Raw genomic sequence first — 25,738 nt, forward strand, 5'->3', positions numbered from 1 at the left:
TAACAGGACAGGGCCAGCTGAGAGGCCCGGAAACAAAAGGTCTAACGGATGAGCAAACCCGCCCTCGAAGTCACGGGCCTGCACAAGCACTATGGCGCGCTGGAAGTACTCAAAGGCATCGATCTCACCGCCGACAAGGGAGACGTCATCTCCATTATCGGCTCCTCAGGCTCCGGCAAATCCACCTTTCTGCGCTGCATCAACCTGCTGGAAACCCCGTCAGCGGGGGATGTCAGGCTGCACGGCGAGCTGATTGAAATGCGTACCAGCCGCTCCGGCGAGCGTGAGCCGGCCAACATGCGCCAGGTGGAGCGTATTCGCTCACGGCTGGCCATGGTGTTTCAGAGCTTCAACCTCTGGTCCCACATGACCATTTTGCAAAACATCATTGAAGTGCCGGTTCATGTTCTGGGCGTGCCCAAAAAGGAAGCCATCGAAAAGGGCGAGGCCCTGCTCAAACGGGTGGGCCTCTACGAGCGCCGGGACTACTATCCGGGTCACCTGTCCGGCGGCCAGCAGCAGCGCGCCGCCATTGCCCGGGCACTGGCGGTGGAGCCGGAGGTGATGCTGTTTGACGAGCCCACCTCGGCGCTGGATCCGGAACTGGTGGGCGAGGTGCTGGGGGTCATGCGCAGCCTGGCGGAAGAGGGGCGCACCATGCTGGTGGTGACCCATGAAATGAGTTTTGCCCGGGATGTATCGAACAAACTGATGTTTCTGCATCAGGGCGTGGTGGAGGAACAGGGGGACCCCAAACAGGTGTTCGCCCATCCCTCGTCGGAGCGGTTCCGGCAATTTATTTCCTCGGTTTATTGAATCAACGTGAACAACACAAGGAGCAAGTCCATGAAAAAACTGTGGGTTGCGGGCGCCGTCATGGCGACCCTGGCGGCGGGAGCCGTGCAGGCAAAGGAATGGAAAACCGTGCGTTTTGGCATTGAAGGCGCCTATCCGCCATTTTCCTGGACCGATGAAAACGGCGAGCTGCAGGGCTTTGACGTGGACATGGCCAATGCCCTGTGCGAGCAGATGCAGGTGAAATGCCAGCTGGTGGCACAGGACTGGGACGGCATTATTCCAGCCCTGCTGGCGCGCAAGTACGATGCCATTATTGCCGCCATGTCGATCACCGAGGAGCGCAAGCGCACCGTGGACTTTACCGGCAAGTATGCCCTGGTGCCCAACAAGTTCGTGGCTCCGAAAGGCGCCGAGTTCGAGCTGAGCAAGGAAGGCCTGGCCGGCAAGAAGGTGGGCGTGCAGATTGCCACTACCCACGACAAGTACCTGACCGACAACTTTGGTGGTGACGTCAGCCTGGTGCGCTACGGCAACGCCGATGAGGCCTACCTGGATCTTAAGGCCGGTCGGGTCGACTATGTGTTCCTCGATGCCACGGCCATCGAAGAAGGCCTGCTCAACAAGGAAGGCGGTGATGCCTTTGAGTTTGTGGGCCCGTCGGTCACCGATGAAAAGTGGTTCGGTGAGGGGTTTGGCATTGCGGTGCGCAAGCAGGACAAGGATCTGAAGGAAAAGCTGAACCAGGCCATTCTGGAACTGCGTGAAAACGGCAAGTACCAGGAAGTGAACAGCAAGTACTTCGATTACGACGTTTACGGCGAGTAATCGACGTCGGCCGGCTCATCAGGGCCGGCATAACAGGAAGTTGTGATGTTCGATTTAAAAGGTTATGAAGGTGCCCTGCTTGAGGGCGCCTGGGTCACCCTGCAGGTGGCCTTGTTGTCACTGCTGCTGGCGGTGACCCTGGGATTGCTGGGGGCGCTGGCCAAGCTGTCGTCGGTGCGCCCGGCACGCTGGCTGGCCACCCTTTACACCACGGTGATTCGCGGTATTCCCGATCTGGTGCTGATGATGCTGATCTTCTTTGGCGGCCAGGTATTGCTCAACAACTCCCTTTATTCTCTTAACGAAAGCCTGAATGCCTGGCTGGGCGGGGGCGACCCCAACCATGAGTGGACCAGCTATGTGCCCGATTACATGGAGATCAGCCCCTTTGTGGCCGGCATAGTGACCATCGGCTTTATCTTTGGTGCCTATATGGCAGAGACCTTTCGCGGTGCCATTCTGGCGGTAGACAAGGGCGAGCTGGAAGCGGCCCGGGCCTATGGCATGCGTCCCTGGCTGGTGTTTCGCCGAGTGTTGTTCCCGCAGATGATGCGCCATGCCCTGCCGGGCCTGGGCAACAACTGGCTGGTGCTGCTCAAGACCACGGCGCTGGTGTCGATCATTGGCCTCGACGACATGGTGCGCAAGGCCTCACTGGCGGCGGGGGCGACCCAGCTGCCCTTTACCTTTTACATGGCGGTGGCACTGATCTTTTTGCTGTTCACCACCCTGTCCACCTCCATGCTGCGCTGGGCCGAGCGCCACTACGCCATTCCGGGAAGGTAAGCCATGGACTTTTCAATCATTCTTAATGAGTGGCCGGTGTACTGGCAGGGCCTGTATACCACCATCTGGCTGGTGGCGCTGGCACTGGTGCTGGGGCTGGTGATCGCCGTGCCCATGGGCATTATGCGCAACAGCAGCAACTGGCTGCTGAGGGGGCCGTCCTGGGCCTATATCTACTTCTTTCGCGGCACGCCGCTGCTGGTCCAGCTGTTTCTTATCTACTACGGTGCCGGCCAGTGGCAGTGGCTGAAGGAGTCGGCGGCCTGGGAGTGGTTCAGCCAGGCCTGGTTCTGCGCCGTGCTGGCCTTTACTTTGAACACCAGTGCCTATACCGCCGAGATCATTCGTGGCGCCATCAATGCCATGCCCAGGGGCGAAATAGAGGCAGCCTATGCCTTTGGCATGAGCCGGCTGACCACGATGCGGCGCATTATACTGCCCAATTCGTTTCGTCGTGCGCTGCCCGCTTACAGCAATGAGGTGATTTTCATGCTGCACGGCTCGGCGGTGGCGGGGGTGATCACCATAGTGGATCTGACCGGGGCGGCCCGTATCGTCAACTCCCGTTACTACTCGCCCTTTGAGGCGTTTCTGGCGGCGGGTCTGCTGTATATGTGCCTGACCTTTCTGCTGGTCTGGGGCTTTCGCCGGCTGGAACACCGCTGGTTCCGGCACCTGCGGCCGCGCCAGGTGTAACTGACTGCGGGGATTGGGGAATAGGGAGCAGGGAATGGTGTGTGGGGACGAGGAACGAGTCCCAACATTTATGCCGGTGGCATGGATGTTGGGATTCGCTGCGCTCATCGCCAACCTACGGCTATTTTTGTCGTTCCAGAATCGCCTGGTGGTCGGGAACAGGCGACTCGGGCGAAGCAGACACCCTGTGGCTTCCTTGTTTACTATCGAGTCGCCAGACAGTATTCAACCGGCAGCTCTGGAGTTTCTCGAAGCAGCGGCAGGGATTGCCGTAGCCGACCGTCAAATCTCAGGGATGACATTTGCCGAGCGTCCCACGGATGGGCTTGAAGCGTGTCGGCGGAGTGCAACTCTGCTGCTGCTTCGCACTTCGGGTGCAACCAGGCGAGCTTAATCCCTGAAGCTGGCCCAGATGGGGGCGTGATCCGAGGGTTTCTCGATGCCGCGCAGTTCATAGTCGATGCCGGTGTCGGCCAGTCGTTCCAGCAGCGGCTGAGTAGCCAGGATCAGGTCGATGCGCAGCCCTCGGTTGTCGTCAAAGCCCTTGCTGCGGTAGTCGAACCAGGAATAGGTGTCGGCGTTGTCCGGGTTCTGCCGGCGCCAGGTGTCATGCAAGCCCCAGCCCAGCAATCGCTCCATCCATTCCCGCTCCTCCGGCAGAAACGAGCATTTGCCATCTCGTAGCCAGCGCTTGCGGTTGGGTTCGCCGATGCCGATGTCCAGGTCGGTATGGGAAATATTCATGTCCCCGATCACCACCAGCGCCTCGTCGGGCTGGTGATATTCGTTCAGGTAGTGTTGCAGATCCTGATAGAAACGTTCCTTAGCCGGAAACTTGGTTTCATGCTTGCGATTTTCCCCCTGGGGAAAATAACCGTTGAGCACGGTAACCGGGCTGCCGTTCGGGCGAGTAAAGCGGCCGATGATCATGCGCCGCTGGGCGTCTCCCTCGTCGGTGGGAAAGCCTTTCTGAATGGCCGCCGCCGGCTCCCGGCTGAGCAGGGCCACGCCGTAATGGCCCTTTTGTCCATGAAAGTAAACGTGGTAGCCCATGGCCTGCACCGCCTCCAGCGGAAAGGCCTCGTCGTGCACCTTGATTTCCTGCAGGCCGATAATATCGGGGTTGTGTTTGTCGATAAGCGCCTGCAACTGGTGCAGGCGAGCACGCAGGCCGTTGATATTGAAGGAAATGACTTTCATAGCGCGATGAGGTTGAAAAATTTGGCCCCATGCTAGCAGAAAGTGGCCTACTCGGCAGCCGGCTCGTCCCGGTAGATCATGCGCCGGCTCATGCCGCCGTCCACAATAAATTCCTGACCGGTAACAAAGCCGCTCTCGCCGGATAGCAGAAAGCGGGCCATGGCCGCTACGTCCTCGGCCGCGCCTACCCGGCCGGCCGGGTGCTGGGCGTGATCCTCCGGTCCCGGTGCCGGGGTATCACCCGGTTGCAGGGCGGACACATCAATCCAGCCCGGGCTGATGATATTGACCCGTACCCGCGGCCCCAAGCTCACCGCCAGGGCGTGGGTCAGTGCCACCAGCCCGCCCTTGGAAGCGGCGTAGGCTTCGCTGTCGGCCTCGGACTGGTGCGCCCGGGTCGAGCCGATATTGACGATGGCGGCGCCGGGGGCGAGCAGGGGAGACAGGTGTTTGCACAGCAGCATGGGGCCGGTAAGATTGACCGCCAGCACCCGTTGCCAGTGGCTGAGCGACAGGCGTTCGATGGGTTCGTTAATCGGGTGGCTGATGGCGGCGTTATTGATGATGCCGCCCAGCCGGCCACATTGGCGCTCCACCAGGCGAGCCAGGCTCTGCACCGAGGGTTCGTCGGTGACATCCAGACGCACCAGCTGCAGGCCGGGCATATTGGCCTCGTCCAGACGGGCCAGGGCCTCCTTGTCGATATCCAGCCCCAGTACCTGGTAATCGTGCTGCAGAAAATAACGGGTCATGCCCAGTCCCAGGCCCCGGGCCGCCCCGGTAATCACGATAGTGCCACTGCTCATGCCGTTTCTCTCCGTTTTTCGCCGTTACCGCGCACTTTCATAAGCGTAGCGGGATTTTTGTGCACCGCCGCCGGTCTCCTGCCCTTGCCACACTTTGTCACAACTTTGCCGAACACAGACATAGTCTGGTGCCGTCAAACAGGTACACTGAAGGCAGTCCGTATTTGGAACCAAGTGCATGAAAAAACATCATTATTCCATGGTGGCGGCATGTTGTCTGCTGCTCTTTTCCGCCGTTACCCCGGCTCGGCAGGGGCCCGTGGTCAGTGCGGTGACGGTGACCGAACAGCAACTGCCGGCCACCTTGCAGTTGGTGGGTACCCTCAAGGCCAATCAGCGGGTGGCTATCGCCCCTCAGGTCAGCGCTCGAGTCACCGAGGTACACTTTGTGCCCGGCCAGCAGGTGGAAAAAGGACAGCTACTGCTGAGCCTGGATGACAGGGCGGCCCTGGCCGCCGTCAGCGAGGCCCGGGCCGGCCTCAGTGACGCCCGCCGCATTTTGACCAACTTTCAGGCCCTGTTTCGGCGCAAGGCGGTGACCCAGACCGAGCTGGAAGGCCAGCAGGCCGCCGTGGCCATGGCCGAAGCCAAGCTGCAGGCGGCTCAGGCCCAGGCCGATTACCTCCGCCTGAAGGCGCCCTTTGCCGGCGTCATGGGGCTGACCGATGTGGCGCCGGGATCCTTGCTGGCGGCCAACGAACAGGTGGCCGAGCTGTATGATCTGGAGCGGCTCAAGCTGGATCTGGCGGTACCGGAAAAATACTTTTTGAAACTGAAAACCGGTGATTTGCTGCAGGCCACCACCGAGGCCCACGGCGAGCGTCGCTTTGACGGCCGGCTGACGGTGGTGGCGCCGGCGGTCGACACCGAGACCCTGACCGCCCGAGTGCGGCTGGAGTTTGACAACAGTGACGGCGCCCTGGTGCCGGGCATGCTGATGCGGGTGCAACTGACCCTGGATGATGGCACCGGCCTGGCGGTGCCCGCCAGCAGCCTGCTTTATGCCGGCAGCCAGCGCTATGTGTTTGTGGTGGGTGAAGACGGCAAGGTCAGCCAGCGTGATATCTCGGTGGGGCGCAACCTGGGCGACTGGATCCAGGTGAATGCCGGCCTGGCGGATGGCGAGCGGGTGGTGAGCGAGGGCGTGGTCAAGCTGCGCGACGGCATGCAGGTGGAGGTGGCCGATGCGGCTCTCTGATCTGGCCATTGCCCGGCCGGTGCTGGCCACCGTTATCAGCCTGATGCTGTGCGTGTTTGGCCTGATTGCCTTTCTGGAATTGCCGCTGCGGGAAATGCCCGACACCACCTCGCCCATCGTCACGGTGCGCACCGATTACACCGGGGCCAGCGCCAGCGTGATGGAAAGCCAGGTGACCAAGCGGCTGGAAGACGAATTGTCGGGCATCAGCGGGGTCAAGTTTATCAGCTCCAGCACCAGCGACGGTGAGTCCCGCATTACCGTGGAGTTCGACCCCGAGCGGGATCTGGACAATGCCGCCAGCGACGTGCGCGAAGCGGTGTCCCGGGCCTCGCGCCAGCTGCCCGATGACGCCGATGCCCCTGTGGTGACCAAGGACACCGGTCGCAATGACGTGATCCTGTGGGTGACCCTGAGATCCACCGGCATGTCGGCGCTGGAGCTTGGCGACTACGCCGAGAACGTGCTGGCCGACCGCTTCAGCCTGCTCGACGGGGTGAGTTCGGTATGGGTGGGGGGCCGTAAGGAGCGGGTCATGAACGTGCGCCTGAACTGGGCCGCCATGGCCGCCCGCGGTGTGACCGTGGCCGACATTGCCACCGCCCTGCGGGCCGAGAATGTGGAGCTGCCGGCGGGCACCCTGGAAAACGATCAGCAGAATTTCGCCGCCCGTATTGCCCGGGGCTACAACAGCGCCGCCGACTTTGCCAGCCTGGCCATTCGCCGGGTGGGCAGCGAGACCATTTACCTGCGGGACCTGGCCGAGATCTGGGAAGGAGAAAAGCCCGAAGACACCCTGTTCCGCTCCAATGGCCAGGGGGTGGTGGGCCTCGGCATCGTCAAGCAGACTCAGGCCAACACTCTAGAGGTGATTGAAGGCGTCAAGCGAGCGGTGCTGGCCCAGCAGCCGTTTCTGCCCGACAACACCGAGCTGACCTGGACCTACGACAGCTCGGTGTTCATTGAAAGCGCCATCAGCGAGGTGTATCAGACCCTGATGATCACCATGGCACTGGTGGTGCTGGTGATCTACATCTTTCTGGGCCAGGTGCGGGCCACCCTGATCCCGGCGGTGACGGTGCCGGTGTCGCTGGTGAGCGCCTTTATTGTGGCACTGGTGCTGGGCTTTTCGGTCAACCTCATTACCCTGATGGCGCTGATCATGGCCATTGGCCTGGTGGTGGATGACGCCATCGTCGTGCTGGAAAACATTCATCATCATCTGGAGCAGGGCCGCCGGCCGCTGGCGGCGGCCTGGCAGGGCACGCGGGAAGTGGGCTTTGCGGTTATCGCCACCACCCTGACCCTGATCTCGGTGTTTCTTCCCATCGTATTTATGGGCGGCACCATAGGTCGCATTTTCACCGAGTTTGCGGTGTTGCTGGCGGCGGCGGTGGGTTTTTCTTCCCTGGTCGCCCTGACCCTGAGCCCGGTCATGGGCGCCCGGCTGTTGCGCCGGGAAACCGAGCCGGGTTGGCTGGCGCGCCATTTCAATGCGCTCTTTGCCCGCCTGGAAAGCGGCTATCGCCGGCTGCTGGAGCGGGAGCTCAGCCATGGCTGGTGGGCGCCGGCGATCATGGCCGGCGCCCTCGGCATTATCGTGCTGCTGTTTCAGGGCATTCCCCAGAGCCTGACCCCGCAAGAAGACAGGGGCGTGGTGTTTGTCATGGTCAAGGGCGCCGAGGGCGCCAGCTTTGACCGCATGAGCCGGGCCATGGGGGAAGTGGAAGCGCGGCTGATGCCGCTGCGTGAGGAAGGCATTATCAGCAGCCTGACGGTGCGTAGCCCCGGCTTTGGCGGCGGCGTCAACAGCGGCATCATGTTCGCCAGCCTGTCGTCCTGGGACGAGCGTGACTTGCCGGCGGCGGCGGTGGCCGGGCGCATTCGCGCCCTGACCCGGGAGGTAACCGATGTACTGGTGATCCCCATTCTGCCATCGTCCATTCGCAGCGGCTCCAGCACGCCGGTGGAGTTCGTGCTCGGCGGTGCCGACTACGAGCAACTGCTGGATTGGGCCGAGCAGCTCAGGGCCCTGGCTCGCAACAACCCGGGGCTGGAGGATCTGGAGCTGGATTTCGACCGTTCCAAGCCCGAGCTGCTGGTGCAGGTGGATCAACGCCGGGCAGCCAGGCTGGGTATTTCGGTGACCGAGGTGGCCGACAGCCTCAACGTCATGCTGGGAGGCCAGGCGGTTACCACCTATTCCCGTCAGGGGGAGGAATATGACGTCTACCTCAAGGGGCGGGAAGCCGACTTCAGCCGGCTGGACTCCCTGGCCTCGCTCTATCTACGGGCAGACAGCGGCGAGCTGGTCTCTCTCGACAACCTGGTCAGCCTGCAGGAGCAGGGGGCACCGGGTTCGCTCAATCATTACAACCGCAAAAAGGCCATTACCCTGAGTGCCAACCTGGTAGGCAGCTACAGCCTGGGCGAGGCGCTGGATTACCTTGACGGCTTGGTGCGAGACAACCTGCCCGATGCCGCCACCGTCGACTACAAGGGTGAGTCGCTGGAATACCGCACCAATCAGGGCGACGTGGCCTTTGTATTCGGGCTGGCGCTGGTGGTGGTGTTTTTGATTCTGGCGGCCCAGTTTGAGAGCTTTGTACACCCCTTTATCGTGTTGCTGACGGTGCCGCTGGGGCTGCTTGGGGGCCTGCTGGCGCTTTACCTGAGCGGCATGAGCCTGAATGCCTACAGCCAGATTGCCATGGTGATGCTGATAGGCCTGGTCACCAAGAACGGCATTCTGATTGTGGAGTTCGCCAATCAGCTGAGGGATAAGGGGCTGGAGTTTGACAAGGCCCTGACCGAGGCGGCGGTGCGCCGGTTAAGGCCCATACTGATGACCGCCTTTACCACGGTCGCCGGAGCCGTGCCGCTGATTCTGGCCAGCGGCGCCGGGGCCGAAAGCCGGCAGGCGGTGGGCCTGGTGGTGTTTGGCGGCGTGGCCCTGGCTACTCTGCTGACGCTGTTTATTGTGCCGGCCATGTACCGCATGCTGGCCCGCCACACCACCTCGCCGGAGCATCAGCAGCGACGGCTGGAAGCCGAACTGAACGAGTCTGACTGAGCCATCACCAGCCGGCCGAGCGACCGGGTGGCGCCACCACCCGGTAACCGTGCCGGTGGGGCCGATAGTAATTGCCGCCCTGGTAATAGAAGGGCTGACCGTTGAAATACAGGCTGATGTAACCGCCGGGCAGCTCGCGGATCAGGCTGCCCAGGGGCAGCACAATCGTTACCCCGGGCCGAGACGGTACACGGTAATGATGTGGTGCCGAGTAGTGGTAGCGTTCAATCACCCGCACTCGCTGCCGAGGGCGGTTGTGCTTGTGCTTGCGGTAATGGCGGTAGGCCTTGTGGCGACGTTCCGTCCGATAGTGCCGGCGGTGTTCACGATAGTGCCCGTAAGGCTGGTAATGGGGCTGCAACCGGTGATCGTGGCGGCGGTGGTCCCGATCGGCCTGAGCCGAAGGTGACACCACCAGCACCGCCAGCAGGGGCAGCAACCGGACGGCGAAGTGAACCAGTGAATATGTCATGACATATCTCCCGTACTGCTCGGCCACGGCAGGCTGCCGTGGCACCCGGAGATACTTCAAGTATGGTTCATTATCGAGGCATAAAAAAAGCCGGTGCAATGCACCGGCTTTTTAAGGATGGTGGAGGGAGCTGGATTCGAACCAGCGAAGGCTGAGCCGTCAGATTTACAGTCTGATCCCTTTGGCCACTCGGGAACCCCTCCACGAGTAAACTTGAAAATTGTGTGGTCCAGCGCCGCAGCGGTGAACTGAATAGGTGGTGGAGGGAGCTGGATTCGAACCAGCGAAGGCTGAGCCGTCAGATTTACAGTCTGATCCCTTTGGCCACTCGGGAACCCCTCCACATCAGTGGGGCGCATACTACCAAAACGAACGGCGATGTGAACCCCTGAAAGGCAATTAATTTACTAAAATTCGGGGCTTTCCGGCCGATAAGGGTTTAAATGCCTAACTTTTAAACTTTTCGCACTTTTTATGGCCGCACCCATTCACGCCAATTTGCTGATCAACGACAGCCAGCTGGGAGACAGCCTGAATCAGGCGGTCCACCAGGGCCGGCGTGAGGATTTTGGCTTGTTGCTGGCCATGCTGTCGGAAGACGCACGGGATCTGCCGCGCATTGATCAGCCGGCCGCCGGGCTGAGTGAGCCGGACTGGCGGGCCCATTTTGCCCTGCCCGAGCCTACTCCGCCCCTGTTTGCCGAGGCGGTGGATGAGGCGCGGGCCACCGGGCTGAGCCGGCTGGCGGGTGAGTTGCAACAGGACAGCCTGCGGCTGCTGCTGGCAATGCGCGGGGAGCCGCTCAAGCCGGCCCGCAGCGAATTGCCGGCGGAGGTGACCGCCAACCTGCATCCGCGTACCCTGGCGCGCATGCAAGGGCAGCTGACCGCCCACCTGCCCGAGCAACCCGAGCGCCTGCTCGAGGTACTGGAGTCGGTGCACGCCACCGCTTGATTTGTTTGAGGTAAAAGGTCAGATGTAACACGTGAGACGTAAAAACGTAAAAACGTAAACGTCTTACGTTTTTCCATTGGCCTGCCGGCAACCGGCAATGGCCGGTGCCAGCAGCTCAAGGGCGTTGTACTCACAGGGTGGCAGGGCGGCGTCGCTCGTGGCCAGGGGAGTGACCCGTTCCCCCCAGCGGATCACGCCGGCACCCCAGGTCAGGCCAGCGCCAAAGGCGGCGGTCAGCAGCAGGGCACCGGGAGCAATGCGGCCCTGTTCCAGCGCCTCGCACAGGGCGATGGGCACGGTGGCCGCCGAGGTATTGCCATAGTCGGCAATGTTGATCATGACCTTCTCCGGCGGTACCGCCATTTTTTTGGCCAGGGTTTCAATAATGCGCACATTGGCCTGGTGGGGCAGCAACAAGTCGATGTCCGACGGGCTCACTCCGGCCTGATCGAGTACGGTCGCGGCGGCCTCGCCCATGCCGCGTACCGCCCGTTTGAATATTTCCTGACCTTCAAAGTTCACTTCAAACAGGCCATCCACATGGGCAAAACGGGTGCGGCTGGTGCCGGAGTCGGGCACCGCCAGGATGTCCCTGGCCTCGGCATCACAGCCGAGTTTGTCGGCCAGCAGGCCGGCAGGGCCGTTACCGGCTTCCAGCACCACGGCGCCGGCGCCGTCACCAAAGAGCACGGCGGTGTCGCGGCGGGTCCAGTCCAGGTAGTGGGTCAGGCGCTCGGCACCGATCACCAGTACCCGCCGCAGGCTGCCGGTCCGTATCAGTGCCGAGCCCACGCTCAGGCCATAGAGAAAGCCGGTGCAGGCAGCGTTGAGGTCAAACACCGCGGCGCTGGTAATGCCGAGGTTGCGCTGCACCGCCGAGGCGGCGCTCGGCACCAGGCTGTCGGGGCTGGCGGTAGCGAGGATAATGCCGTCTATCTGGCTGGCTTCCAGGCCGGCGGCGGCCAGGGCGTGGCGGGCGGCCACGGTGGCGAGCGTCGAGGTGTTCACATGGGAAATGCGCCGGGCACGAATGCCGGTGCGGCTTTGAATCCAGTCGTCGGAGGTATCGAGAAAGGTGCTGAGATCGTCATTGCTGAGCACGGCCGGCGGCAGACACTTGCCCCAGCCGGTGATGGTGGCATAACTCATGGCATTCCCGCTGTGTTGTGTGTTATTTGAACGATTATGCCCCGGCGCGGGGCGCCTGTCATGCCGCTGATCGGGTCAGAGTCGACCTTCCCGTTCCAGCCGGCTGCGCACCCAGTGACGATAGAGCCAGGACAGGGTCGGGCGAATGACCGGCAAACCGATGAACAGGGCCAGAGGCCGCAGTCGGGGCACGCGTTTCATCAGTAATATGTAGGCATCCAGCTCCGAAAAAATCTCGCCCTCGGCGGTCTGCACATGCAGTTCCTGCAGCGCCTGCTGCGGACTGATCCCCAGGCTCAGCAACACGTCTTCCCTGTCGGTGATGTCGAACCAGCAAATTTCCTTGCCCTGCTCCCCGGCCCAACGCTCATATCGGACCCTGTCCCGTATGCAGCTTTCACAGGAACCGTCGTAAAACACCACCAGCCGGTGGCGCGGTTTTTTTTCTTCCATCGGCGGCCCTCCCTGGCCGGCATGGTCCTGATTCAGTCAGGCCCTGTTGTTGAGCATAGCCCACTCAGCCTGAATACCGTTGCTTGAGGTGGCGCTCAAAGGGGGCCGCGCTCAGGGCCTGACCACTGGCTTGGGTCATCAGAGCCTCTGTGGACAGCAGGCTGGCATGACGCCATACCTTTTGCTCCAGCCAGCCAAACACCGCCGGCAGATCCTCGCCGATCAGCCGCTCAAAAGTACCCAGTTGCTGCCGCATGGCCTCGGCCAGCTGGGCGGCGTAAATGGCGCCCAGGGTGTAGCTGGGGAAATAGCCAAAGCTGCCGTCGGTCCAGTGAATGTCCTGCAGGCAGCCGTTGCTGTAGTTGCCCTTGGTGCTGAGTCCAAGGTAGTGCTGCATCAGCTGATCCCAGCGCTCGGGCAGATCCCGGGCTTCCAGCCTGCCTTCGATCAGATCCCGCTCGATGTCGTAGCGCAGCATGACATGGGCGGGGTAGGTGACCTCGTCGGCGTCCACACGAATAAAACCCGGTTTTACCCGAGTATAGAGCCGGGCCAGGTTGTCGGCGGCAAAGGCCGGCTGCTCGCCGAAGTGCTGTGCCAGCAAGGGGGCCAGGCGAGCAAGAAAGGCCGGGTGGCGGCCCAGCTGCATTTCAAAGAACAGGCTCTGGGATTCATGCACACCCATGGATCTGGCCTGGCCCACCGGCAGCCGGCGCCAAGGGGCGGGCAGGCCCTGCTCGTAACGGGCGTGGCCGGTTTCGTGAACGATCCCCATCAGCGCCTGGGCCACATCGGCTTCGTCGTAACGGGTGGTCAGGCGCACATCCTCGCTGACACCCCCGCAAAAGGGGTGGGCACTGACGTCCAGCCGACCGTGGTGGAAGTCAAAGCCGAGCCATCCCATGACCTCCAGCCCCAGGGCCTTTTGTTTGTCGGTGGCAAAGGGACCCTGCAGTGGCAGCACGGTCTCGAAGCGCTGCTTTTCCTGCACCTCGGCAATGAGCCCCGGTAGCCAGCCGCCCAGCTCACCAAAAAGCCCGTCCAGGGTCTGGCTGCGCATGCCCGGTTCGTACTGCTCCAGCAGGCTGTCGTAACGGGACAGCCCCAGGGCGTCGGCCCGGGCACTGGCGGCTTCCCGAGACAGCGACACCACCTCTTCAAACAGCGGCAGAAAGCCGGCCCAGTCGTTGGCCGGACGCAGGCTGCGCCAGGCGTGCTCGCAGCGGGAGCCGGCAAGGGAGCGGGCGCGTACCAGATCGGCGGGCAGCAGGGTGGCGTCGCGCCAGGCCCGGCGCATCTCGGCCAGGCTTTGTTGTTGTTCGGCATTCAACGCGTCGTGTTCGGCGGCGGTAAACCAGTCGCCCAGGCGCGGATCCTGCAGTTGCTGGTGACACAATACCGCCAGGGTGCCAAGGGCCTCGGCCCTGGCCTCGTTGCCGCCGGCGGGCATCATGGTGGCCTGATCCCAGCCACAGATGGCGCCCAGGTGCTGCAGGTGATGCAGCTGTTCAAAGTGTTGCTCCAGTGCGGAATATGACATGGGAAATTCCTTGAAAAAGAGATCAGCCCTGACGGCTTTGCAGCCGCTCGCGGGTATGTTGTTTGGCCTGCTCGCCCTTGCGCAGCAGCACATAAAGGCAGCCACTGCCGCCGTGCTGGCGCTGGGCACTGTGGCAGGCCAGCACTTCCGGCAGTTGCGGCAGCCAGCCGGACACATAGCTCTTGAGCAGAGCCGGCGGCTGGCTGCGTTCGCCCTTGCCATGCACCACCTGCACGGCGCGAATGTCCCGGCGCAGGCAGCCCTGAATAAAGTTCAGCAGGGCATCCCGGGCCCGCTCCACGCTGTGATGATGCAGATCAAGTCGGGCTTCGCAGGGGTATTTGCCCAGGCGCAGCTTTTTGAATACGCCGTCCTGTACGCCGGGCTTCTTGTAGCTGACGATGTCATCGGGGCGCAGCAGCACCACCTGATCGAGGGAAAGACCGGCTTCGGCCGCCTCGGCTTCGGTTTCGGCGGCCCGGCGACGCTCGGCCAGGCTGGCAGAGTCCCGCCCGTTGCGGTGACCGGCGGGCAGGGTGTCCTGCTTGATGGGGGTAAGCCCGTCCAGCTCACCCAGAAAGGACGACCAGTCGGAATGGCTCATGGCACGGCTCCTTTGATTCGGGATTAGCCGCAGTATAAGCCAATGAATTGAAAGGGGGAACGACGGAGCCCGGGGGAGGAGGAGGTTGGGCTCCGTCGTTGGTTAACGCCTTTTTAGCGACCGGCCTGGTCGGGATCGGACTTCATCACCTTGTAAATGAAGTAGCCGGCGTAAAAGCTGATCAGCAGGGCGGTGGCGATAACGACGATCATGGACATCAAGCCCACATCGCTGCCAAACATTAAATCGAGCCAGAATGCCATGGAGTGTCTCCTTTCGCGTTGCCTTTGTGTGCATCCTAGCGAGACCTCATGCGGGCATGCTGATCCTGATCAATAAAGTGGTTACTCCTCGACCCTGGTCAGGGTATAGCCGGCCTGGCGAAGCATTGAAATGAGACCCCGCTCACCATAAAGATGCAGGGCACCCACCACCATCAGCGCCCGAGATGGCGCCAGTTGCCCCAGGCGCTCCAGCCACAAGTGATTGCGCCGGATCAGCAGTTCGTCCTCGATAAAGGCGGTTAACGCCGGGCTTTGCTGTTCCTGCAGCAAGGCCAGCAGGGCCTGTTCGTCGCCGCTCAGCCAGGTTTCCAGCAGCCGGTCGAGGTGGCCTTGCATCTGTTCCAGCTCGTTCAGGCTGTGTGCAACAAAGTCCTGCTCAAGGCCTCGATCCTGCAGTGACGCCAACAGGCCCATCGCCAATGCCGGCGACTCCAGCCCGGCCACCGGCAGGCCCTGCTGGCGGGCCCGCAGCCGCAGCCGCATATCGACCCCCTGACGACTGTGAAAGCCGAGTTCGGCTGCCCGCAACTGAGTCAGTTGCAGCGCCGCAAACCAGGGAGGTAGCCGGCGCAGATGCGGCTGGCCATGTTGGGTTACGGCCTGTTCCAGACGGCTTGTCAGGTCCTGCCCCAGCCGGGCCGGCCAGTCGCTGCCGGGTTGCAGCAGGTGGGCAATATCTGCGGTGTCGACCTTGAGCGGATCCACCTCCAACAGTAACAGCTCGCTATCTTCAAGGGCTTGCAGCAGTGACGGTGGCAAGGTGGCGAGGCGTTCATCGGCAATGTGTATCGAGCCAAACAGCCAGAGCTGCTGCTCCCCCCGAGTGGCCTGCCACAGGGCGGGGGCGGCAAGGAGCTGGCCGCACCACAGACATAGCAGCAGCGGTATAAAGAATTTCATGATGCCCTCGCTCAGGTTTGTGCCGATGTGAGTATGGGGCTTGGCGTGCGGCCTGGCATCAGCCACCCGCCTTCAGCATCATGCGATCCAGGGCGCGGTCGCTCAGCAACCGGCGCAGCCAGCCCAGCATTTTGGTGGGGCGGGTGACCGGATAGCGAATGTTCGGGTTGGCGCTGGTCAGGGCGTGCAACAGCGGCGGCAGGCAGGCTTCCGGCCCCAGGCTGTAGCGTGAGCTTGGGCCGGGTTTTTCCAAGCGGGCCAGGGTTTGCTCATAGCCTTGGCGATGGCGGCTGTGGGCCATGTCGATATGTCGCAAAAAGGCGGTTTTGGCGTTGGCACGAAAACGGGTTTCGATGGGACCGGGCTCCAGCAGGCTGACATGTACCCCGGTGCTCGCCAGCTCCAGGCGCAGGGTGTCGGTATAGCCTTCCAGGGCAAACTTGGTGGCGTTGTAGGCGCCGCGATATTGCATGGCCACCAGCCCCAGCACCGAACTGTTCTGAATAATGCGGCCTTCACCGGCGTTGAGCATCAAGGGCAGCACCAGCCGGGTTAGGTGGTGGGTGCCAAACAGGTTGGTATTGAACTGCTCGCGCAGTGCGGCGGTAGGCAGGTCTTCCAGGGCGCCGGGCTGGCCGTAGGCACCGTTGTTGAACAGGCCGTAAAGTTCGCCGTCGGTCAGTGCCAGGGCTTGTTCAAGGCCCCGTTCGATGCTGGCGTCATCGGTCAGGTCCAGCCGCACCGCTGGCAGGCCATCCTGTTTCAATTGTGCCACGTCCTGTTCATGGCGTGCCGAGGCGATAACATGAAATCCCTGCTGCTGCAGGTAGTGGGCGGCGCACTGGCCAATGCCGGAAGAACAACCGGTGATAAGAACGGATCTGGACATGTATGGCTCCCGTGATAAAGGAGTAGCCAATGTAGCAGAAAAGGGGTGAACACATCGAAGTGATGGCGTCCCCGGCAGGAATCGAACCTGCATCTAACCCTTAGGAGGGGCTTGTTTTATCCATTAAACTACGGGGACAGGGCCGGCACAATATTGCAAATTTCCCCCGTGGGCGCAACGTCGGTACGTGCGTTTGCCGATTAAGTAGCCGCTTTTACAGCTGTATCAGCCGGTCGCCGGGAGCAACCTGAATGCGGCCGGCTGCGGCATTGGCCGGCCTCAGCAGGCTGTAGTCGCCGTGGCTTTGCTGTACCACAAAGGTGGCCTGGGAGTGGGTTTCGCCGTAATAGCCGGGCGTCAGCTGGCGGCGGTGGCTGAGGGTGAAGCGATCGCCCACCTGAATGCCTTCCCGTCGGCCCAGATCCATCAATACGCCTTCCTCCGACTGCTGCACTATGTTGCCCACCGCCTTGAGGCAGGCCTGGGCCTGAGTCAGATCCCGGCCAATGGTGTCCAGCAACTGCGTCACCGCCTGGCCGTAGCCCGAATTCCAAAAGCCCTGTTCATGTACATTGACCTTGTCGTGCTTGCCATAGTCCCAACTGGAGCGGGTCTGATACTGGCGCTGCAACAGGGTATCGCCGGTGAGGGCATCCTCCAGGGTGACGCGCAGGCGGAAGTCCCGGGGAATGTCGGAAAAGGTCCATTTGGTCCAGTGGCCGTCTTCTATGCCGATATCTTCAATGACGCCACTGAGCAGCAGCCGGGCCTGCTGCCGGCTGGCCAGCACATCGCCGCCCTGGCGCAGGCCGGCATTGCGGGGCAGGGCGGTGTCGGTGCTCAGCCCTTGCGCCGGGGTTGACGTAATATTGACGTTTGGCGACAACCTGGCCGCCAGCCGTTCGGCAACGGCCGCACCCAGTTCATAGATTTGGCCGGTGCTGGCCTGCTCCGGCCGCAGCAGGGTAAGGGGAGTAATGCTCATGCCCGGACGGTAGCGGCTGGCGCACTGAGCCTGCTGGCGGCGTTCGCCGGGCCAGATGTCGGCGCGTACCGTCAGCCACAGCCGGCCCTGACGGCGCTGCTCGTCGAGGATCACGTAATCCATCAGTTCGCCCTGGGCGGAAATGTCCAGTTGCTGGCCGGTAAAGGCACCGTTGGTGGCCGACTGTACCGTGCTCAGGGACGCCCCCGATTGCAGCAGGGCGTCGCTCAGGGCTTGCTCCAGGGCCTGCTGGCGGGCGGTATCGACACCCAGGCTGAGCGGTGCCGAGCCTTCGGCCTGGTACCAGTCGGCCCGAACGAGTAGTGGAAACAGCAATAGCAGTGAAGCGAGGGATTTTATCGGCACGGCGTTCTTCCTGTAACATGATGAGCCGAATGGCTTCGGTGCAAAGATGGCAGGAATTATGCAAAATTCTTGCCGGGTACCGGCATATCGTCGGCGCGAAAGAGTAAAGTTGGTGCGCCGGCGGCCGATAGGATAATCATTCTGTTTTTGTTCGGGAGTCTGTTGATGACAAGAGCCCTTATTGTTCTGGCCGCCGCCCTGGGGCTGTCCGCCTGTGCCGGAAGCCCTCGGTTCGACGGCCAGAACCATTATCTTCCCCACGATCACGCGGCTCATTATGTCAGTCATCAGCCGCTGGGCGAACCGCCGGCCCCCGTCCGTTCTCCCCGTCACAGCCAGGATGGCGTGCCCATGCGCATGAGCGCCGGCACCCGCAGCGCCTATCTGCCCGAGGCGGGACCGTCGCTGGTGGGCGGTCAGACTCAGCTGCAACAGCACATGTCGGCCCTGGCCTACCGGCTGGTGTCGTCGGCGCATCATATGAACCGGCAGGCCGGCATTGCCGTCAGTGGCTTTGTCAGTCAGGAAGACTACACCAGCCAGGACGAGTTCGGCCGCCTGCTGTCGGAAACCATGATGTTTCAGCTGAATCAGTACGGCCTCAAGGTCATGGACTTCAAGGCGCTGCCCTTTATTCGCATTACCCCCGAAGGGGACGTGAGCACCAGCCGGGATCACCGCCAGCTGAGCGGGCGCATCAATGCCCAGTATCTGCTGCACGGCACCATCAGCGAAACCCAGGGGGGACGGCTGGTCAATGCCCGCTTGATTTCCATGGCGGATCACGGCCTGGTGGCCAGTGCCCAGCAGTTTATTCCCGACTACCTGGTGGCGGCCATGCTGGATACCCGTGGTCCGCAGCCGGTGATTCCCGATTACATAAGGAAGCGTTATGAGAAATAAGCTGCTTGCCCTGCTGGCATCACTGTGGCTGACCGGTTGTGCCGGCCAGGGCTCGGCGGACGCTCCCGCTCGAAACCATCTCTATGCGGTGGGGTATGCGCCCATCAGTTTGCAACGTCCCGCCGATTACCAGCAGAAGCTGCTGCACGCCATGCGCGCCTCGCGCATGGACGCTTACCGGGAGCTGAGTGAGCAACTGGGCGGTGTCATGATTTCAAGCTCCAGCCAGCTCGACAGCCACATATTGCAGGATGGCACCGTCAACAGCGCCAGCCGGGGGGTGGTGCGGGGCGCACGGGTAGTGAACAGCTACCCCGACGGTGACATGTACGTCACCGAGCTGGAGCTGGATCTGGCGCTTTATCGAAAACTGCGGCGGGACGGACAGTAACATCTCATCGGTTTGCCGGACGGCAGACAGCCCCGGCGTTGTTGCGTATCGCGAAGGGAAGGAATGACCCGTGATCGGCATATAGGCAACGGTCGGCCTGACCATTACACCTTGAAACCGGTGCCCTTGTTAATGCCCTTGGTGTGGCCTTTCTGATCGTAGGTCATGCTCTGGCGTTCGTGCAGCCGGCTCAGAATGTTGGCCAGCTGGCGGGTGCCGGCGAGGGATTGCTCCAACACCTGCTCCGCCACCTGGTTACGCTCCCGGCAACGGGCCATAAGGGTGCGCAGGGCATCAACCTGAGGCTGATGGGTAGTGGTGAGCTCGCTTACGTCCGGGTGAGCGCACAGGCTGGCGTCGGTAGACTGAATGTCGAGCAGCAGCTGTTGCTTTTGCTCGGTCAGGGGGGGGAGCTCCAGCGCCTTGCGCTGAACGATCAGCGCAAGCTCCTGCTCGGTGATATCGAGCAGGCGCTCAAGCTGTGCCTGTTGTTGTTGCAGCAGCGTATCAAGACTCATTAATACAGTGACTCTATGTCTTGTTCGAGATTGATGATGTTACCGGCCAGGCGCTCGGCGTCGACCTGGTAACTGCCTTCATTGATCGCTTTCTTCAGCGCTTCGAGTCGGGCGCTGTTGTCGGTGCCGCCAGAGGCCGCCAGGCTTTGTTGCATGCGGCTGAGCTGTTTGGCCTCCGGCGTCAGGGTAACTTCGTCCCGGCCCGGAACGGCCTGGGGACGGTTGTCGGCCTGGACCGTGTCGTTCTTGGCCGCATAGGGGTTGTTGCCAACCGAAGGTCCGGGGCGATATCCGGGGGGAAGTTTGTCGATGGCCATAATATTCAATCCTGATAAGCTGCTGTCAGCCATGTTATCGGCCGCCCTTTGGCCAACTTTAGCAGAATTTACAGTCCGACCGTCACTACTCCGGCTTCACTGATGCGGGCCTGAATTTCCCGACCGGAACGGGTGTTGCGAATTCGAATTCGCTCGTTAAAGGTGCCGTCCTCCTCGGCGGTGCCGTCGGTGCGAATCGACAGCCCGCCGCTTTGGGCCACTATGGTCACCCGGTCGCCCTTGCACACCACGCATAGCTGGCTGGCGAGAATGGGCCGTCCGGGGCGCAGATCCCGTTTGCTGCGGGTGCCAATCAGCGCCTGTATGTCGTCAAAGACATCCCCCCTGAGCAGCACTTCATCCTGGTAGCTCAGTTGCAGTTGTTCGGGTTGCAGCAGGGTATTGCGGGCGATAGGGTCGGCGGCGGTGACCACCGGTTTGAGAATGCGCACCCGCACCGGTACAAACAGGCTCCAGCCCGGTTGCTCATGGCACTGCAGGTAGACGTGGGTATTGCGCCTGACTTCGCCGCTGCCGCGAATATCGGCGGTCAGCATGCCCGGGCATTCGGTCAGCTGCAGCCGAGTATCGATGCCGGCAGCTTCGACTTCCACCCTGTCATGGGGTCCGGCCACCACGAAGTCACGTACATAGTCTTCGGCATATTGACGGGCCATGTCGTGTACGTTGCTTTGAGCATCGGCACTGCCGGAAAACATCCCGCATGACAGGGTTAGCCAGAGTCCGATGGAACATGTGCACCGTCGTTGTGAAAAAAAAACCTTAAGCATCTTACCCTCTTCGCCGATTAATACTGGCATAGCGCTTGCCGGGTGCCGGTGTTAAGCTTATTGATTGCAGGTTAATTCTGCATAATTCATGCCATAAAAATAATCTGGAGGCAGGGGAATGGCGGGAATACTTGACTCGGTAAACCAAAGAACGCAACTGGTGGGTCAGAACCGGCTGGAATTGTTGCTGTTCAGGCTCAACGGTCGTCAAAGATTTGGCATCAACGTCTTCAAGGTCAAGGAAGTACTGCAGTGTCCCAGGCTGAGCAACCTGCCACAACGCCATCCCATGATTCGGGGTGTGGCCAATATTCGCGGCCAGACCATCTCCATCATCGATCTGAGCAAGGCCACCGGCGGCCGCCCCATCGAGCAGACCGAGCACTCTTTCGTGATTATCTCCGAATATAACCGTTCAGTGCAGGGCTTTCTGGTCAACTCGGTCGAGCGCATTATCAACGTCAACTGGGAGTCCATATTGCCCCCTCCCAAGGGCGCTGGGCGATTCAATTACATGACGGCGGTGACCGAAATTGACGGCGAGCTGGTGGAAATTCTCGACGTGGAAAAAATCCTGGACGAGATCTCTCCGGCCAGCACCCAGGTCAACGCTTCCATCGTGGAGCAGGTGTCCCATCAAAAGGCCAGCCGGCATCGGCCGGTGCTGATTGCCGATGACTCTTCGGTGGCCCGGCGCCAGGTGCAAAAAGCCCTGGAAGCCCTGGGGCTGGAGTGCATCGTCACCGAAAACGGACGTCAGGCCCTGAACAAGCTGCAGGAAATGGCGGCCCAGGGGTCCATTCATGAGCAGCTGTCGCTGGTGATCTCCGATGTGGAAATGCCGGAAATGGACGGCTACACTCTGACCGCCGAAATTCGCAACCACCCGGCACTCAAAGATCTGCACGTGATCCTGCACACGTCGCTCAGCGGCGTGTTCAACAAGGCCCTGGTCGAAAAGGTCGGCGCCAGCGACTTCATCGCCAAGTTCCATCCCGACGAGCTGGCAACGGCCGTTAACAACGCGCTCTGAACAAGGTGTAAAACCCACGGATGAAAAATTTCACCGATGAGCAATATTCGGCCTTTTGCCGCTTTCTTGAGTCCCATACCGGCATTGTGCTGGGCAGCAGCAAGCAGTATCTGGTCAAGAGCCGGCTGTCTCCGCTGCTGACCCGTTTTGGCATGGAAAGCATGGGGTTTCTATTGGAACGGGCCATGCAGCCCCGGGAGCGGGAGTTGAAGACCGCGGTCATCGATGCCATGACCACCAATGAAACCCTGTGGTTTCGTGATACCTACCCCTTTGTACAGCTTGGCGAGCGGCTGTTTCCAGAGCTGGCCAAGCCCGGCAAGTCGCTGCGGATCTGGTCGGCGGCCTGCTCCTCGGGCCAGGAGCCGTACTCCATTGCCATGACCGCACTGGAATATGCGGCCCGGCGGCCGGGCTCCTTGCCGGGGCTGCAAATTCTTGCCACCGACATTTCCGCTACCATGCTCGAGCAATGCAAAACCGGCATTTACGACAGCTTGTCGCTGGCCCGGGGACTATCGCCGGAGCGGCGCACGCGTTTTTTTACGCCCCAGAGTGACGGCCGTATGCAATTGCAGGGCAGCGTCAGAAACATGGTCAGCTTTCGCCCTTACAACCTGCTCGACAGTTATGCACCCCTGGGCAAGTTCGATGTGATTTTCTGCCGTAACGTACTGATTTATTTCTCTCCCGAGAACAAATCAAAAATCCTTAACCAGTTTGCCGGCGCCCTCAACCCCGGGGGCTATCTGCTCCTCGGGGCGTCCGAATCGCTCACTGGCCTGTCTGACCGGTTTGAGATGATTCGCTGTAGCCCGGGTATTATTTACCGGCTTAAATAACCGCATTTGGGCCGGGTTCGCCGCTCCGGCCTCTTTTCGCACTTTTCCTTATTAAACTGGCACACCTTTTGCTTTGTTATGACCCATTAGCCGGGTCGCGCTGACCGGGTCACGATGGCAGCAGGAGGTGGCGGTGACGATATCTTTCGACAAGGCTTTCGGCATTCATCAGCATGCACTGGTGACGCGCTCGGAGCGCGCCGAGTTGCTGGCCGGTAACCTGGCCAATGCCGACACGCCGGGCTACAAGGCAAAAGACATGGACTTTCAGGCTGCGCTCAGCCAGGCCCAGGGGCAGCAGAACTTTTCCCTCAGTCGCACCAACGGCCGGCACTTTGCCGTTGAGCTGGCGCCACCCGGCACGGTGCAGTATCGAGTGCCCACCCAGCCCGATACCGGGGATGGTAACACCGTCGACGTGCAGACCGAACGTACCAGCTACATGGAAAACGCCTTGCAGTACCAGGCCTCGCTGGAGTTTCTCAACAGCAAGATCTCCGGCCTGATGAAAGCGATTAAAGGAGACTCGATGTGAGCCTTTTTAAAGTATTTGATATTTCCGGCAGCGCCATGAGTGCCCAGTCGGTTCGTCTCAATACCACCGCCAGTAATTTGGCCAATGCCGACAGTGTCAGTTCCAGCATTAACGAGACCTACCGGGCCCGCAAGCCGGTGTTTGCCGCCGACCTTGACCGGGCGCTGTCGGATCGTCAGGAAAGCGTCGGTGTCAAAGTTATGGGCATTGTGGAAACCGACAAGCCGCTGCAAAAGGAATTCAGTCCGGATCACCCCCTGGCCGACGCCGAGGGCTTTATCTACAAGCCCAACGTCAATGTGGTGGAAGAGATGACCGACATGCTGAGTGCCTCGCGCAATTATCAGACTAATGTGCAGGTAGCCGACGCCGCCAAACAAATGCTGCAGCAGACCCTGCGGCTGGGCAAGGGGTGATAACGCATGCAGGTCAATAACGATTACCTCAACGGCCTGAAGTGGCCGGGGGAGCAAAGTCCGGCGGAAAAGGCTGCCGACAACAGCCGGGCCAAGCTGGAGCAGGAAGACTTTTTTGCCCTGCTCACTCAACAGCTCGCCTATCAGGATCCGTTCAAGCCTGCGGACAACTCCCAGATGATTGCCCAGATGACCTCCTTTTCTACCGCCGACGGCATCAACAACATGACCCAACAGCTGTCGGGGCTGAGTGAGGTGATGACCTCCAGTCAGGCGCTGCAGGCGTCCAGCCTGGTGGGGCAGAAGGTACTGGTGCCAAGCGCCATGGCCTACTGGGACAACAGCGAGCCGGTGGATGGCGTGGTAGTGGCCGGTGAAGGCGCCACCAATGTGCTGATTCGTATCGAAAACGAAAAGGGCGAGCTGGTGCGTACCATTCCCCTGGACGGTAAGCAGCGCGGTAATGTCAATTTCACCTGGGACGGATTAAACGAGGCGGGGGAGCCGGCGCCCACCGGCAAGTACAACATCAAGGTCAGTGGCTTGGTCGACAACCAGCGGGAAGAGCTGAGCGCCCTGGCATTTGCCCGGGTCGACAGTGTCACTCTTGGGAGTGCCGACAGCCCGACCCTGGTCAATCTGGCGGGGCTGGGCGGCCTGCCGCTCAATCAAATTCTGGAAATAGCCAGCCGCAAGGCGGCGTAAGGAGAACTTATGTCTTTTAATATTGCTCTCAGCGGCGTGAATGCGGCCCAGAAAGATCTGGACGTAACCGCCAACAACATCGCCAACGTCAATACCATCGGTTTCAAGGAGTCCCGAGCCGAGTTTGCCGATGTCTACGCCAACTCCATTTTCGCCAACGCCAAAACCCAGTCGGGCAGTGGTGTGCAGACCGCCGCCGTGGCCCAGCAGTTCCATCAGGGCGCATTGCAGTTCACCAATAACTCCCTGGACATGGCCATCAATGGCAGCGGTTTTTTCGTGATGTCCGACGAAGTGGGCTCGCTGGATCGCACTTTTACCCGCGCCGGTGCCTTTCGCCTGAATGACGAGGGTTATGTAGTCAACTCTCAGGGACATTACCTGCAGACCTATCAGGCCAACCAGGACGGCACCCCGGCGGGACTGGGCCTGAACACTACCCAGCCCCTGCGTATACCCGACAAGGCGGGCGAGCCGGTGGCGACCACCGAGGTCAGAACCGGTGTTAACCTGCCGGCCAAGGCGACGGCGCTGGATCCGGCCAACTTCAGCCCCACCGATTCGTCGACCTATACCTCATCCACCTCCATGACCGTTTATGACTCACTGGGTGATACTCATACGGTGACCCAGTATTTCGTTAAGGACAACACCGTGGTGGCGCCGGCCAATGAGTGGAAAATGTTTGTTTATGTGGATGGCAATGATGCGCTCGCCAGCAATGGTGCTGTGCCGGCAAACAGCATGACGCTGGAGTTTGATACCAGTGGTAACCTGCTGCCGGCTTCGGCGACCTCAATTCAGACCGATCAGCTGGGCTTTACTAACGGCTCTGATGCTACTCAGCAAATCACCATCAATATCACCGACGCCAGCATGAATGCCGGTGCCTTTGAAGTGACTTCCAACACTCAGGACGGCAATACCGTGGGCCGGTTGACCAAGGTGGATGTGGGAGCCGATGGCCTGGTGCAGGCCACCTACAGCAACGGCAGCACCGAAAACCTCGGCATAGTGGCCATGGCCCGTTTTCCCAACGAGCAGGGCCTGACCCAGATTGGCGACACTCAATGGCGGCAATCGCTGCTGTCGGGCGAGGCGGTCAGCGGCCAGCCCAACACCGGTATTTTTGGCAAGGTAAGCGTGGCCGCACTGGAACAGTCCAATACCAACCTGACCAGTGAGCTGGTGGATCTCATCACCGCCCAGCGTAACTTCCAGGCCAACTCCCGGGCGCTGGAAGTGAACAGCACCCTGCAGCAGACCATACTGCAAATCCGTTAATACAAACCGGCTGCTGAAAGGAAAA

At 61.1% G+C, this 25,738-nt stretch carries 29 protein-coding genes and 3 tRNA genes; 15 read left to right on the plus strand and 17 right to left on the minus strand.

Translation table 11 applies throughout. From position 1 onward, the window contains the following. The first annotated feature begins 48 nt into the window (after positions 1-48). The 4 genes from OJHNALOF_RS05525 to OJHNALOF_RS05540 are packed head-to-tail and all read left to right on the plus strand — an operon-like array spanning position 49 to position 3,105. On the plus strand, positions 49-816 hold the full coding sequence (locus OJHNALOF_RS05525) for an ABC transporter ATP-binding protein (RefSeq protein WP_094200085.1): 768 nt from the start codon (positions 49-51) through the stop codon (positions 814-816). Between the two features lie 30 nt (positions 817-846). Next, positions 847-1,623 (plus strand): ABC transporter substrate-binding protein, encoded by a 777-nt coding sequence (locus OJHNALOF_RS05530; protein WP_094200084.1) that lies wholly within the window; start codon positions 847-849, stop codon positions 1,621-1,623. Between the two features lie 45 nt (positions 1,624-1,668). After that, positions 1,669-2,409: an ABC transporter permease gene (locus tag OJHNALOF_RS05535; RefSeq protein ID WP_094200083.1), complete on the plus strand. Its 741-nt coding sequence runs from the start codon at positions 1,669-1,671 to the stop codon at positions 2,407-2,409. Positions 2,410-2,412: 3 nt separating this feature from the next. Further along, positions 2,413-3,105, plus strand: a complete 693-nt coding sequence (locus tag OJHNALOF_RS05540; protein ID WP_094200082.1) for an ABC transporter permease — start codon at positions 2,413-2,415, stop codon at positions 3,103-3,105. A gap of 390 nt (positions 3,106-3,495) precedes the next feature. Here the strand turns inward: OJHNALOF_RS05540 and xthA are convergent, their stop codons facing one another. Together xthA and OJHNALOF_RS05550 are read right to left on the minus strand one after the other, a co-directional pair. Further along, positions 3,496-4,305 carry an exodeoxyribonuclease III gene (gene xthA, locus OJHNALOF_RS05545; protein ID WP_094200080.1) on the minus strand — a complete coding sequence of 270 codons (810 nt, stop codon included), beginning with the start codon at positions 4,303-4,305 and terminating at the stop codon, positions 3,496-3,498. A 47-nt stretch (positions 4,306-4,352) separates the two neighbouring features. Then, the gene (locus tag OJHNALOF_RS05550; protein WP_094200079.1) at positions 4,353-5,111 is read right to left on the minus strand and encodes an SDR family oxidoreductase; all 759 of its coding nucleotides are present in this window, start codon (positions 5,109-5,111) and stop codon (positions 4,353-4,355) included. Between the two features lie 178 nt (positions 5,112-5,289). On the opposite strand from OJHNALOF_RS05550, the gene OJHNALOF_RS05555 reads away from it, so the two are divergent. Together OJHNALOF_RS05555 and OJHNALOF_RS05560 are read left to right on the plus strand one after the other, a co-directional pair. Then, a complete protein-coding gene (locus OJHNALOF_RS05555) occupies positions 5,290-6,309 on the plus strand; it encodes an efflux RND transporter periplasmic adaptor subunit (protein WP_165661421.1) in 1,020 nt (339 codons plus the stop codon). After that, positions 6,296-9,382, plus strand: coding sequence for an efflux RND transporter permease subunit (locus OJHNALOF_RS05560; protein WP_165661422.1), 3,087 nt, complete (start codon positions 6,296-6,298; stop codon positions 9,380-9,382). Before OJHNALOF_RS05555 ends, OJHNALOF_RS05560 begins: the two co-directional genes overlap by 14 nt. Positions 9,383-9,386: 4 nt before the next feature. On the opposite strand, the gene OJHNALOF_RS05565 is transcribed toward OJHNALOF_RS05560, so the two are convergent. From OJHNALOF_RS05565 to OJHNALOF_RS05575, 3 genes are all read right to left on the minus strand, one after another. Next, the gene (locus tag OJHNALOF_RS05565; protein ID WP_165661423.1) at positions 9,387-9,854 is read right to left on the minus strand and encodes a DUF6515 family protein; all 468 of its coding nucleotides are present in this window, start codon (positions 9,852-9,854) and stop codon (positions 9,387-9,389) included. A 118-nt stretch (positions 9,855-9,972) separates the two neighbouring features. Then, positions 9,973-10,057, minus strand: a tRNA-Tyr gene (locus OJHNALOF_RS05570). Positions 10,058-10,111: 54 nt separating this feature from the next. Continuing rightward, positions 10,112-10,196, minus strand: a tRNA-Tyr gene (locus tag OJHNALOF_RS05575). A 132-nt stretch (positions 10,197-10,328) separates the two neighbouring features. Here OJHNALOF_RS05575 and OJHNALOF_RS05580 point away from each other — a divergent pair. Beyond that, positions 10,329-10,808 carry a VC2046/SO_2500 family protein gene (locus OJHNALOF_RS05580; RefSeq protein WP_094200075.1) on the plus strand — a complete coding sequence of 160 codons (480 nt, stop codon included), beginning with the start codon at positions 10,329-10,331 and terminating at the stop codon, positions 10,806-10,808. A 63-nt stretch (positions 10,809-10,871) separates the two neighbouring features. On the opposite strand, the gene OJHNALOF_RS05585 is transcribed toward OJHNALOF_RS05580, so the two are convergent. The 9 genes from OJHNALOF_RS05585 to OJHNALOF_RS05625 form a co-directional block, all read right to left on the minus strand. Next, positions 10,872-11,957 (minus strand): ketoacyl-ACP synthase III, encoded by a 1,086-nt coding sequence (locus OJHNALOF_RS05585; protein ID WP_165661424.1) that lies wholly within the window; start codon positions 11,955-11,957, stop codon positions 10,872-10,874. A gap of 75 nt (positions 11,958-12,032) precedes the next feature. Next, complete coding sequence (locus OJHNALOF_RS05590) at positions 12,033-12,410, minus strand: thiol-disulfide oxidoreductase DCC family protein (RefSeq protein ID WP_094200073.1); 378 nt, start codon at positions 12,408-12,410, stop codon at positions 12,033-12,035. Positions 12,411-12,474: 64 nt separating this feature from the next. Further along, positions 12,475-13,950, minus strand: coding sequence for a carboxypeptidase M32 (locus OJHNALOF_RS05595; RefSeq protein ID WP_165661425.1), 1,476 nt, complete (start codon positions 13,948-13,950; stop codon positions 12,475-12,477). A gap of 22 nt (positions 13,951-13,972) precedes the next feature. Then, positions 13,973-14,554: a DNA endonuclease SmrA gene (gene smrA / locus OJHNALOF_RS05600; RefSeq protein WP_165661426.1), complete on the minus strand. Its 582-nt coding sequence runs from the start codon at positions 14,552-14,554 to the stop codon at positions 13,973-13,975. A 113-nt stretch (positions 14,555-14,667) separates the two neighbouring features. Further along, positions 14,668-14,817, minus strand: a complete 150-nt coding sequence (locus tag OJHNALOF_RS05605; RefSeq protein ID WP_094200070.1) for a DUF3149 domain-containing protein — start codon at positions 14,815-14,817, stop codon at positions 14,668-14,670. 81 nt (positions 14,818-14,898) lie between these two features. After that, on the minus strand, positions 14,899-15,738 hold the full coding sequence (locus OJHNALOF_RS05610) for a TraB/GumN family protein (RefSeq protein ID WP_165661427.1): 840 nt from the start codon (positions 15,736-15,738) through the stop codon (positions 14,899-14,901). 58 nt (positions 15,739-15,796) lie between these two features. After that, entirely contained in the window at positions 15,797-16,627 is an 831-nt protein-coding gene (locus OJHNALOF_RS05615) for an SDR family oxidoreductase (RefSeq protein WP_165661428.1), read from the minus strand. 63 nt (positions 16,628-16,690) lie between these two features. After that, positions 16,691-16,765: transfer RNA gene (locus tag OJHNALOF_RS05620), tRNA-Arg, on the minus strand. A gap of 76 nt (positions 16,766-16,841) precedes the next feature. Continuing rightward, complete coding sequence (locus tag OJHNALOF_RS05625; protein WP_370462295.1) at positions 16,842-17,978, minus strand: flagellar assembly protein T N-terminal domain-containing protein; 1,137 nt, start codon at positions 17,976-17,978, stop codon at positions 16,842-16,844. 165 nt (positions 17,979-18,143) lie between these two features. Here OJHNALOF_RS05625 and OJHNALOF_RS05630 point away from each other — a divergent pair, with 165 nt between their 5' ends. Then, positions 18,144-18,881, plus strand: a complete 738-nt coding sequence (locus OJHNALOF_RS05630; RefSeq protein ID WP_094200068.1) for a FlgO family outer membrane protein — start codon at positions 18,144-18,146, stop codon at positions 18,879-18,881. After that, positions 18,871-19,272, plus strand: coding sequence for an LPP20 family lipoprotein (locus tag OJHNALOF_RS05635; RefSeq protein WP_094200067.1), 402 nt, complete (start codon positions 18,871-18,873; stop codon positions 19,270-19,272). Before OJHNALOF_RS05630 ends, OJHNALOF_RS05635 begins: the two co-directional genes overlap by 11 nt. A gap of 104 nt (positions 19,273-19,376) precedes the next feature. On the opposite strand, the gene flgN is transcribed toward OJHNALOF_RS05635, so the two are convergent. From flgN to flgA, 3 genes are all read right to left on the minus strand, one after another. Then, positions 19,377-19,790: a flagellar export chaperone FlgN gene (gene flgN, locus OJHNALOF_RS05640; protein WP_094200066.1), complete on the minus strand. Its 414-nt coding sequence runs from the start codon at positions 19,788-19,790 to the stop codon at positions 19,377-19,379. Continuing rightward, positions 19,790-20,107: a flagellar biosynthesis anti-sigma factor FlgM gene (gene flgM / locus OJHNALOF_RS05645; protein WP_165661429.1), complete on the minus strand. Its 318-nt coding sequence runs from the start codon at positions 20,105-20,107 to the stop codon at positions 19,790-19,792. The genes flgN and flgM overlap by 1 nt, the downstream gene beginning before the upstream one ends. A 68-nt stretch (positions 20,108-20,175) precedes the next feature. Further along, a complete protein-coding gene (gene flgA, locus OJHNALOF_RS05650; protein ID WP_240919639.1) occupies positions 20,176-20,784 on the minus strand; it encodes a flagellar basal body P-ring formation chaperone FlgA in 609 nt (202 codons plus the stop codon). Positions 20,785-21,016: 232 nt separating this feature from the next. On the opposite strand from flgA, the gene OJHNALOF_RS05655 reads away from it, so the two are divergent. From OJHNALOF_RS05655 to flgE, 6 genes are all read left to right on the plus strand, one after another. After that, on the plus strand, positions 21,017-21,931 hold the full coding sequence (locus OJHNALOF_RS05655) for a chemotaxis protein CheV (RefSeq protein WP_165661431.1): 915 nt from the start codon (positions 21,017-21,019) through the stop codon (positions 21,929-21,931). Positions 21,932-21,951: 20 nt separating this feature from the next. Next, positions 21,952-22,773, plus strand: a complete 822-nt coding sequence (locus OJHNALOF_RS05660; protein WP_165661432.1) for a protein-glutamate O-methyltransferase CheR — start codon at positions 21,952-21,954, stop codon at positions 22,771-22,773. A gap of 133 nt (positions 22,774-22,906) precedes the next feature. Continuing rightward, positions 22,907-23,308 carry a flagellar basal body rod protein FlgB gene (flgB, locus tag OJHNALOF_RS05665; protein WP_165661433.1) on the plus strand — a complete coding sequence of 134 codons (402 nt, stop codon included), beginning with the start codon at positions 22,907-22,909 and terminating at the stop codon, positions 23,306-23,308. Continuing rightward, the gene (gene flgC / locus OJHNALOF_RS05670; protein ID WP_094200060.1) at positions 23,305-23,724 is read left to right on the plus strand and encodes a flagellar basal body rod protein FlgC; all 420 of its coding nucleotides are present in this window, start codon (positions 23,305-23,307) and stop codon (positions 23,722-23,724) included. The genes flgB and flgC overlap by 4 nt, the downstream gene beginning before the upstream one ends. A 6-nt stretch (positions 23,725-23,730) precedes the next feature. Continuing rightward, a complete protein-coding gene (locus OJHNALOF_RS05675; protein ID WP_094200059.1) occupies positions 23,731-24,429 on the plus strand; it encodes a flagellar hook assembly protein FlgD in 699 nt (232 codons plus the stop codon). Positions 24,430-24,438: 9 nt separating this feature from the next. Continuing rightward, complete coding sequence (gene flgE / locus OJHNALOF_RS05680) at positions 24,439-25,713, plus strand: flagellar hook protein FlgE (protein ID WP_094200058.1); 1,275 nt, start codon at positions 24,439-24,441, stop codon at positions 25,711-25,713. The last annotated feature ends 25 nt before the right edge of the window (positions 25,714-25,738 follow it).

Origin of the sequence: Oceanimonas sp. MB9 (assembly GCF_011319775.1) — a bacterium.
GTDB classification, from domain to species: Bacteria; Pseudomonadota; Gammaproteobacteria; order Enterobacterales; family Aeromonadaceae; genus Oceanimonas; species Oceanimonas doudoroffii.

Bases quoted from the DNA above. Each gene is read 5' to 3' on its own strand.
- OJHNALOF_RS05525 (WP_094200085.1), top strand. From the start codon at position 49: ATGAGCAAACCCGCCCTCGAAGTCACGGGCCTGCACAAGCACTATGGC.
- OJHNALOF_RS05530 (WP_094200084.1), top strand. From the start codon at position 847: ATGAAAAAACTGTGGGTTGCGGGCGCCGTCATGGCGACCCTGGCGGCG.
- OJHNALOF_RS05535 (WP_094200083.1), top strand. From the start codon at position 1,669: ATGTTCGATTTAAAAGGTTATGAAGGTGCCCTGCTTGAGGGCGCCTGG.
- OJHNALOF_RS05540 (WP_094200082.1), top strand. From the start codon at position 2,413: ATGGACTTTTCAATCATTCTTAATGAGTGGCCGGTGTACTGGCAGGGC.
- xthA (WP_094200080.1), bottom strand. From the start codon at position 4,305: ATGAAAGTCATTTCCTTCAATATCAACGGCCTGCGTGCTCGCCTGCAC.
- OJHNALOF_RS05550 (WP_094200079.1), bottom strand. From the start codon at position 5,111: ATGAGCAGTGGCACTATCGTGATTACCGGGGCGGCCCGGGGCCTGGGA.
- OJHNALOF_RS05555 (WP_165661421.1), top strand. From the start codon at position 5,290: ATGAAAAAACATCATTATTCCATGGTGGCGGCATGTTGTCTGCTGCTC.
- OJHNALOF_RS05560 (WP_165661422.1), top strand. From the start codon at position 6,296: ATGCGGCTCTCTGATCTGGCCATTGCCCGGCCGGTGCTGGCCACCGTT.
- OJHNALOF_RS05565 (WP_165661423.1), bottom strand. From the start codon at position 9,854: ATGACATATTCACTGGTTCACTTCGCCGTCCGGTTGCTGCCCCTGCTG.
- OJHNALOF_RS05580 (WP_094200075.1), top strand. From the start codon at position 10,329: ATGGCCGCACCCATTCACGCCAATTTGCTGATCAACGACAGCCAGCTG.
- OJHNALOF_RS05585 (WP_165661424.1), bottom strand. From the start codon at position 11,957: ATGAGTTATGCCACCATCACCGGCTGGGGCAAGTGTCTGCCGCCGGCC.
- OJHNALOF_RS05590 (WP_094200073.1), bottom strand. From the start codon at position 12,410: ATGGAAGAAAAAAAACCGCGCCACCGGCTGGTGGTGTTTTACGACGGT.
- OJHNALOF_RS05595 (WP_165661425.1), bottom strand. From the start codon at position 13,950: ATGTCATATTCCGCACTGGAGCAACACTTTGAACAGCTGCATCACCTG.
- smrA (WP_165661426.1), bottom strand. From the start codon at position 14,554: ATGAGCCATTCCGACTGGTCGTCCTTTCTGGGTGAGCTGGACGGGCTT.
- OJHNALOF_RS05605 (WP_094200070.1), bottom strand. From the start codon at position 14,817: ATGGCATTCTGGCTCGATTTAATGTTTGGCAGCGATGTGGGCTTGATG.
- OJHNALOF_RS05610 (WP_165661427.1), bottom strand. From the start codon at position 15,738: ATGAAATTCTTTATACCGCTGCTGCTATGTCTGTGGTGCGGCCAGCTC.
- OJHNALOF_RS05615 (WP_165661428.1), bottom strand. From the start codon at position 16,627: ATGTCCAGATCCGTTCTTATCACCGGTTGTTCTTCCGGCATTGGCCAG.
- OJHNALOF_RS05630 (WP_094200068.1), top strand. From the start codon at position 18,144: ATGACAAGAGCCCTTATTGTTCTGGCCGCCGCCCTGGGGCTGTCCGCC.
- OJHNALOF_RS05635 (WP_094200067.1), top strand. From the start codon at position 18,871: ATGAGAAATAAGCTGCTTGCCCTGCTGGCATCACTGTGGCTGACCGGT.
- flgN (WP_094200066.1), bottom strand. From the start codon at position 19,790: ATGAGTCTTGATACGCTGCTGCAACAACAACAGGCACAGCTTGAGCGC.
- flgM (WP_165661429.1), bottom strand. From the start codon at position 20,107: ATGGCCATCGACAAACTTCCCCCCGGATATCGCCCCGGACCTTCGGTT.
- flgA (WP_240919639.1), bottom strand. From the start codon at position 20,784: ATGGCCCGTCAATATGCCGAAGACTATGTACGTGACTTCGTGGTGGCC.
- OJHNALOF_RS05655 (WP_165661431.1), top strand. From the start codon at position 21,017: ATGGCGGGAATACTTGACTCGGTAAACCAAAGAACGCAACTGGTGGGT.
- OJHNALOF_RS05660 (WP_165661432.1), top strand. From the start codon at position 21,952: ATGAAAAATTTCACCGATGAGCAATATTCGGCCTTTTGCCGCTTTCTT.
- OJHNALOF_RS05675 (WP_094200059.1), top strand. From the start codon at position 23,731: ATGCAGGTCAATAACGATTACCTCAACGGCCTGAAGTGGCCGGGGGAG.
- flgE (WP_094200058.1), top strand. From the start codon at position 24,439: ATGTCTTTTAATATTGCTCTCAGCGGCGTGAATGCGGCCCAGAAAGAT.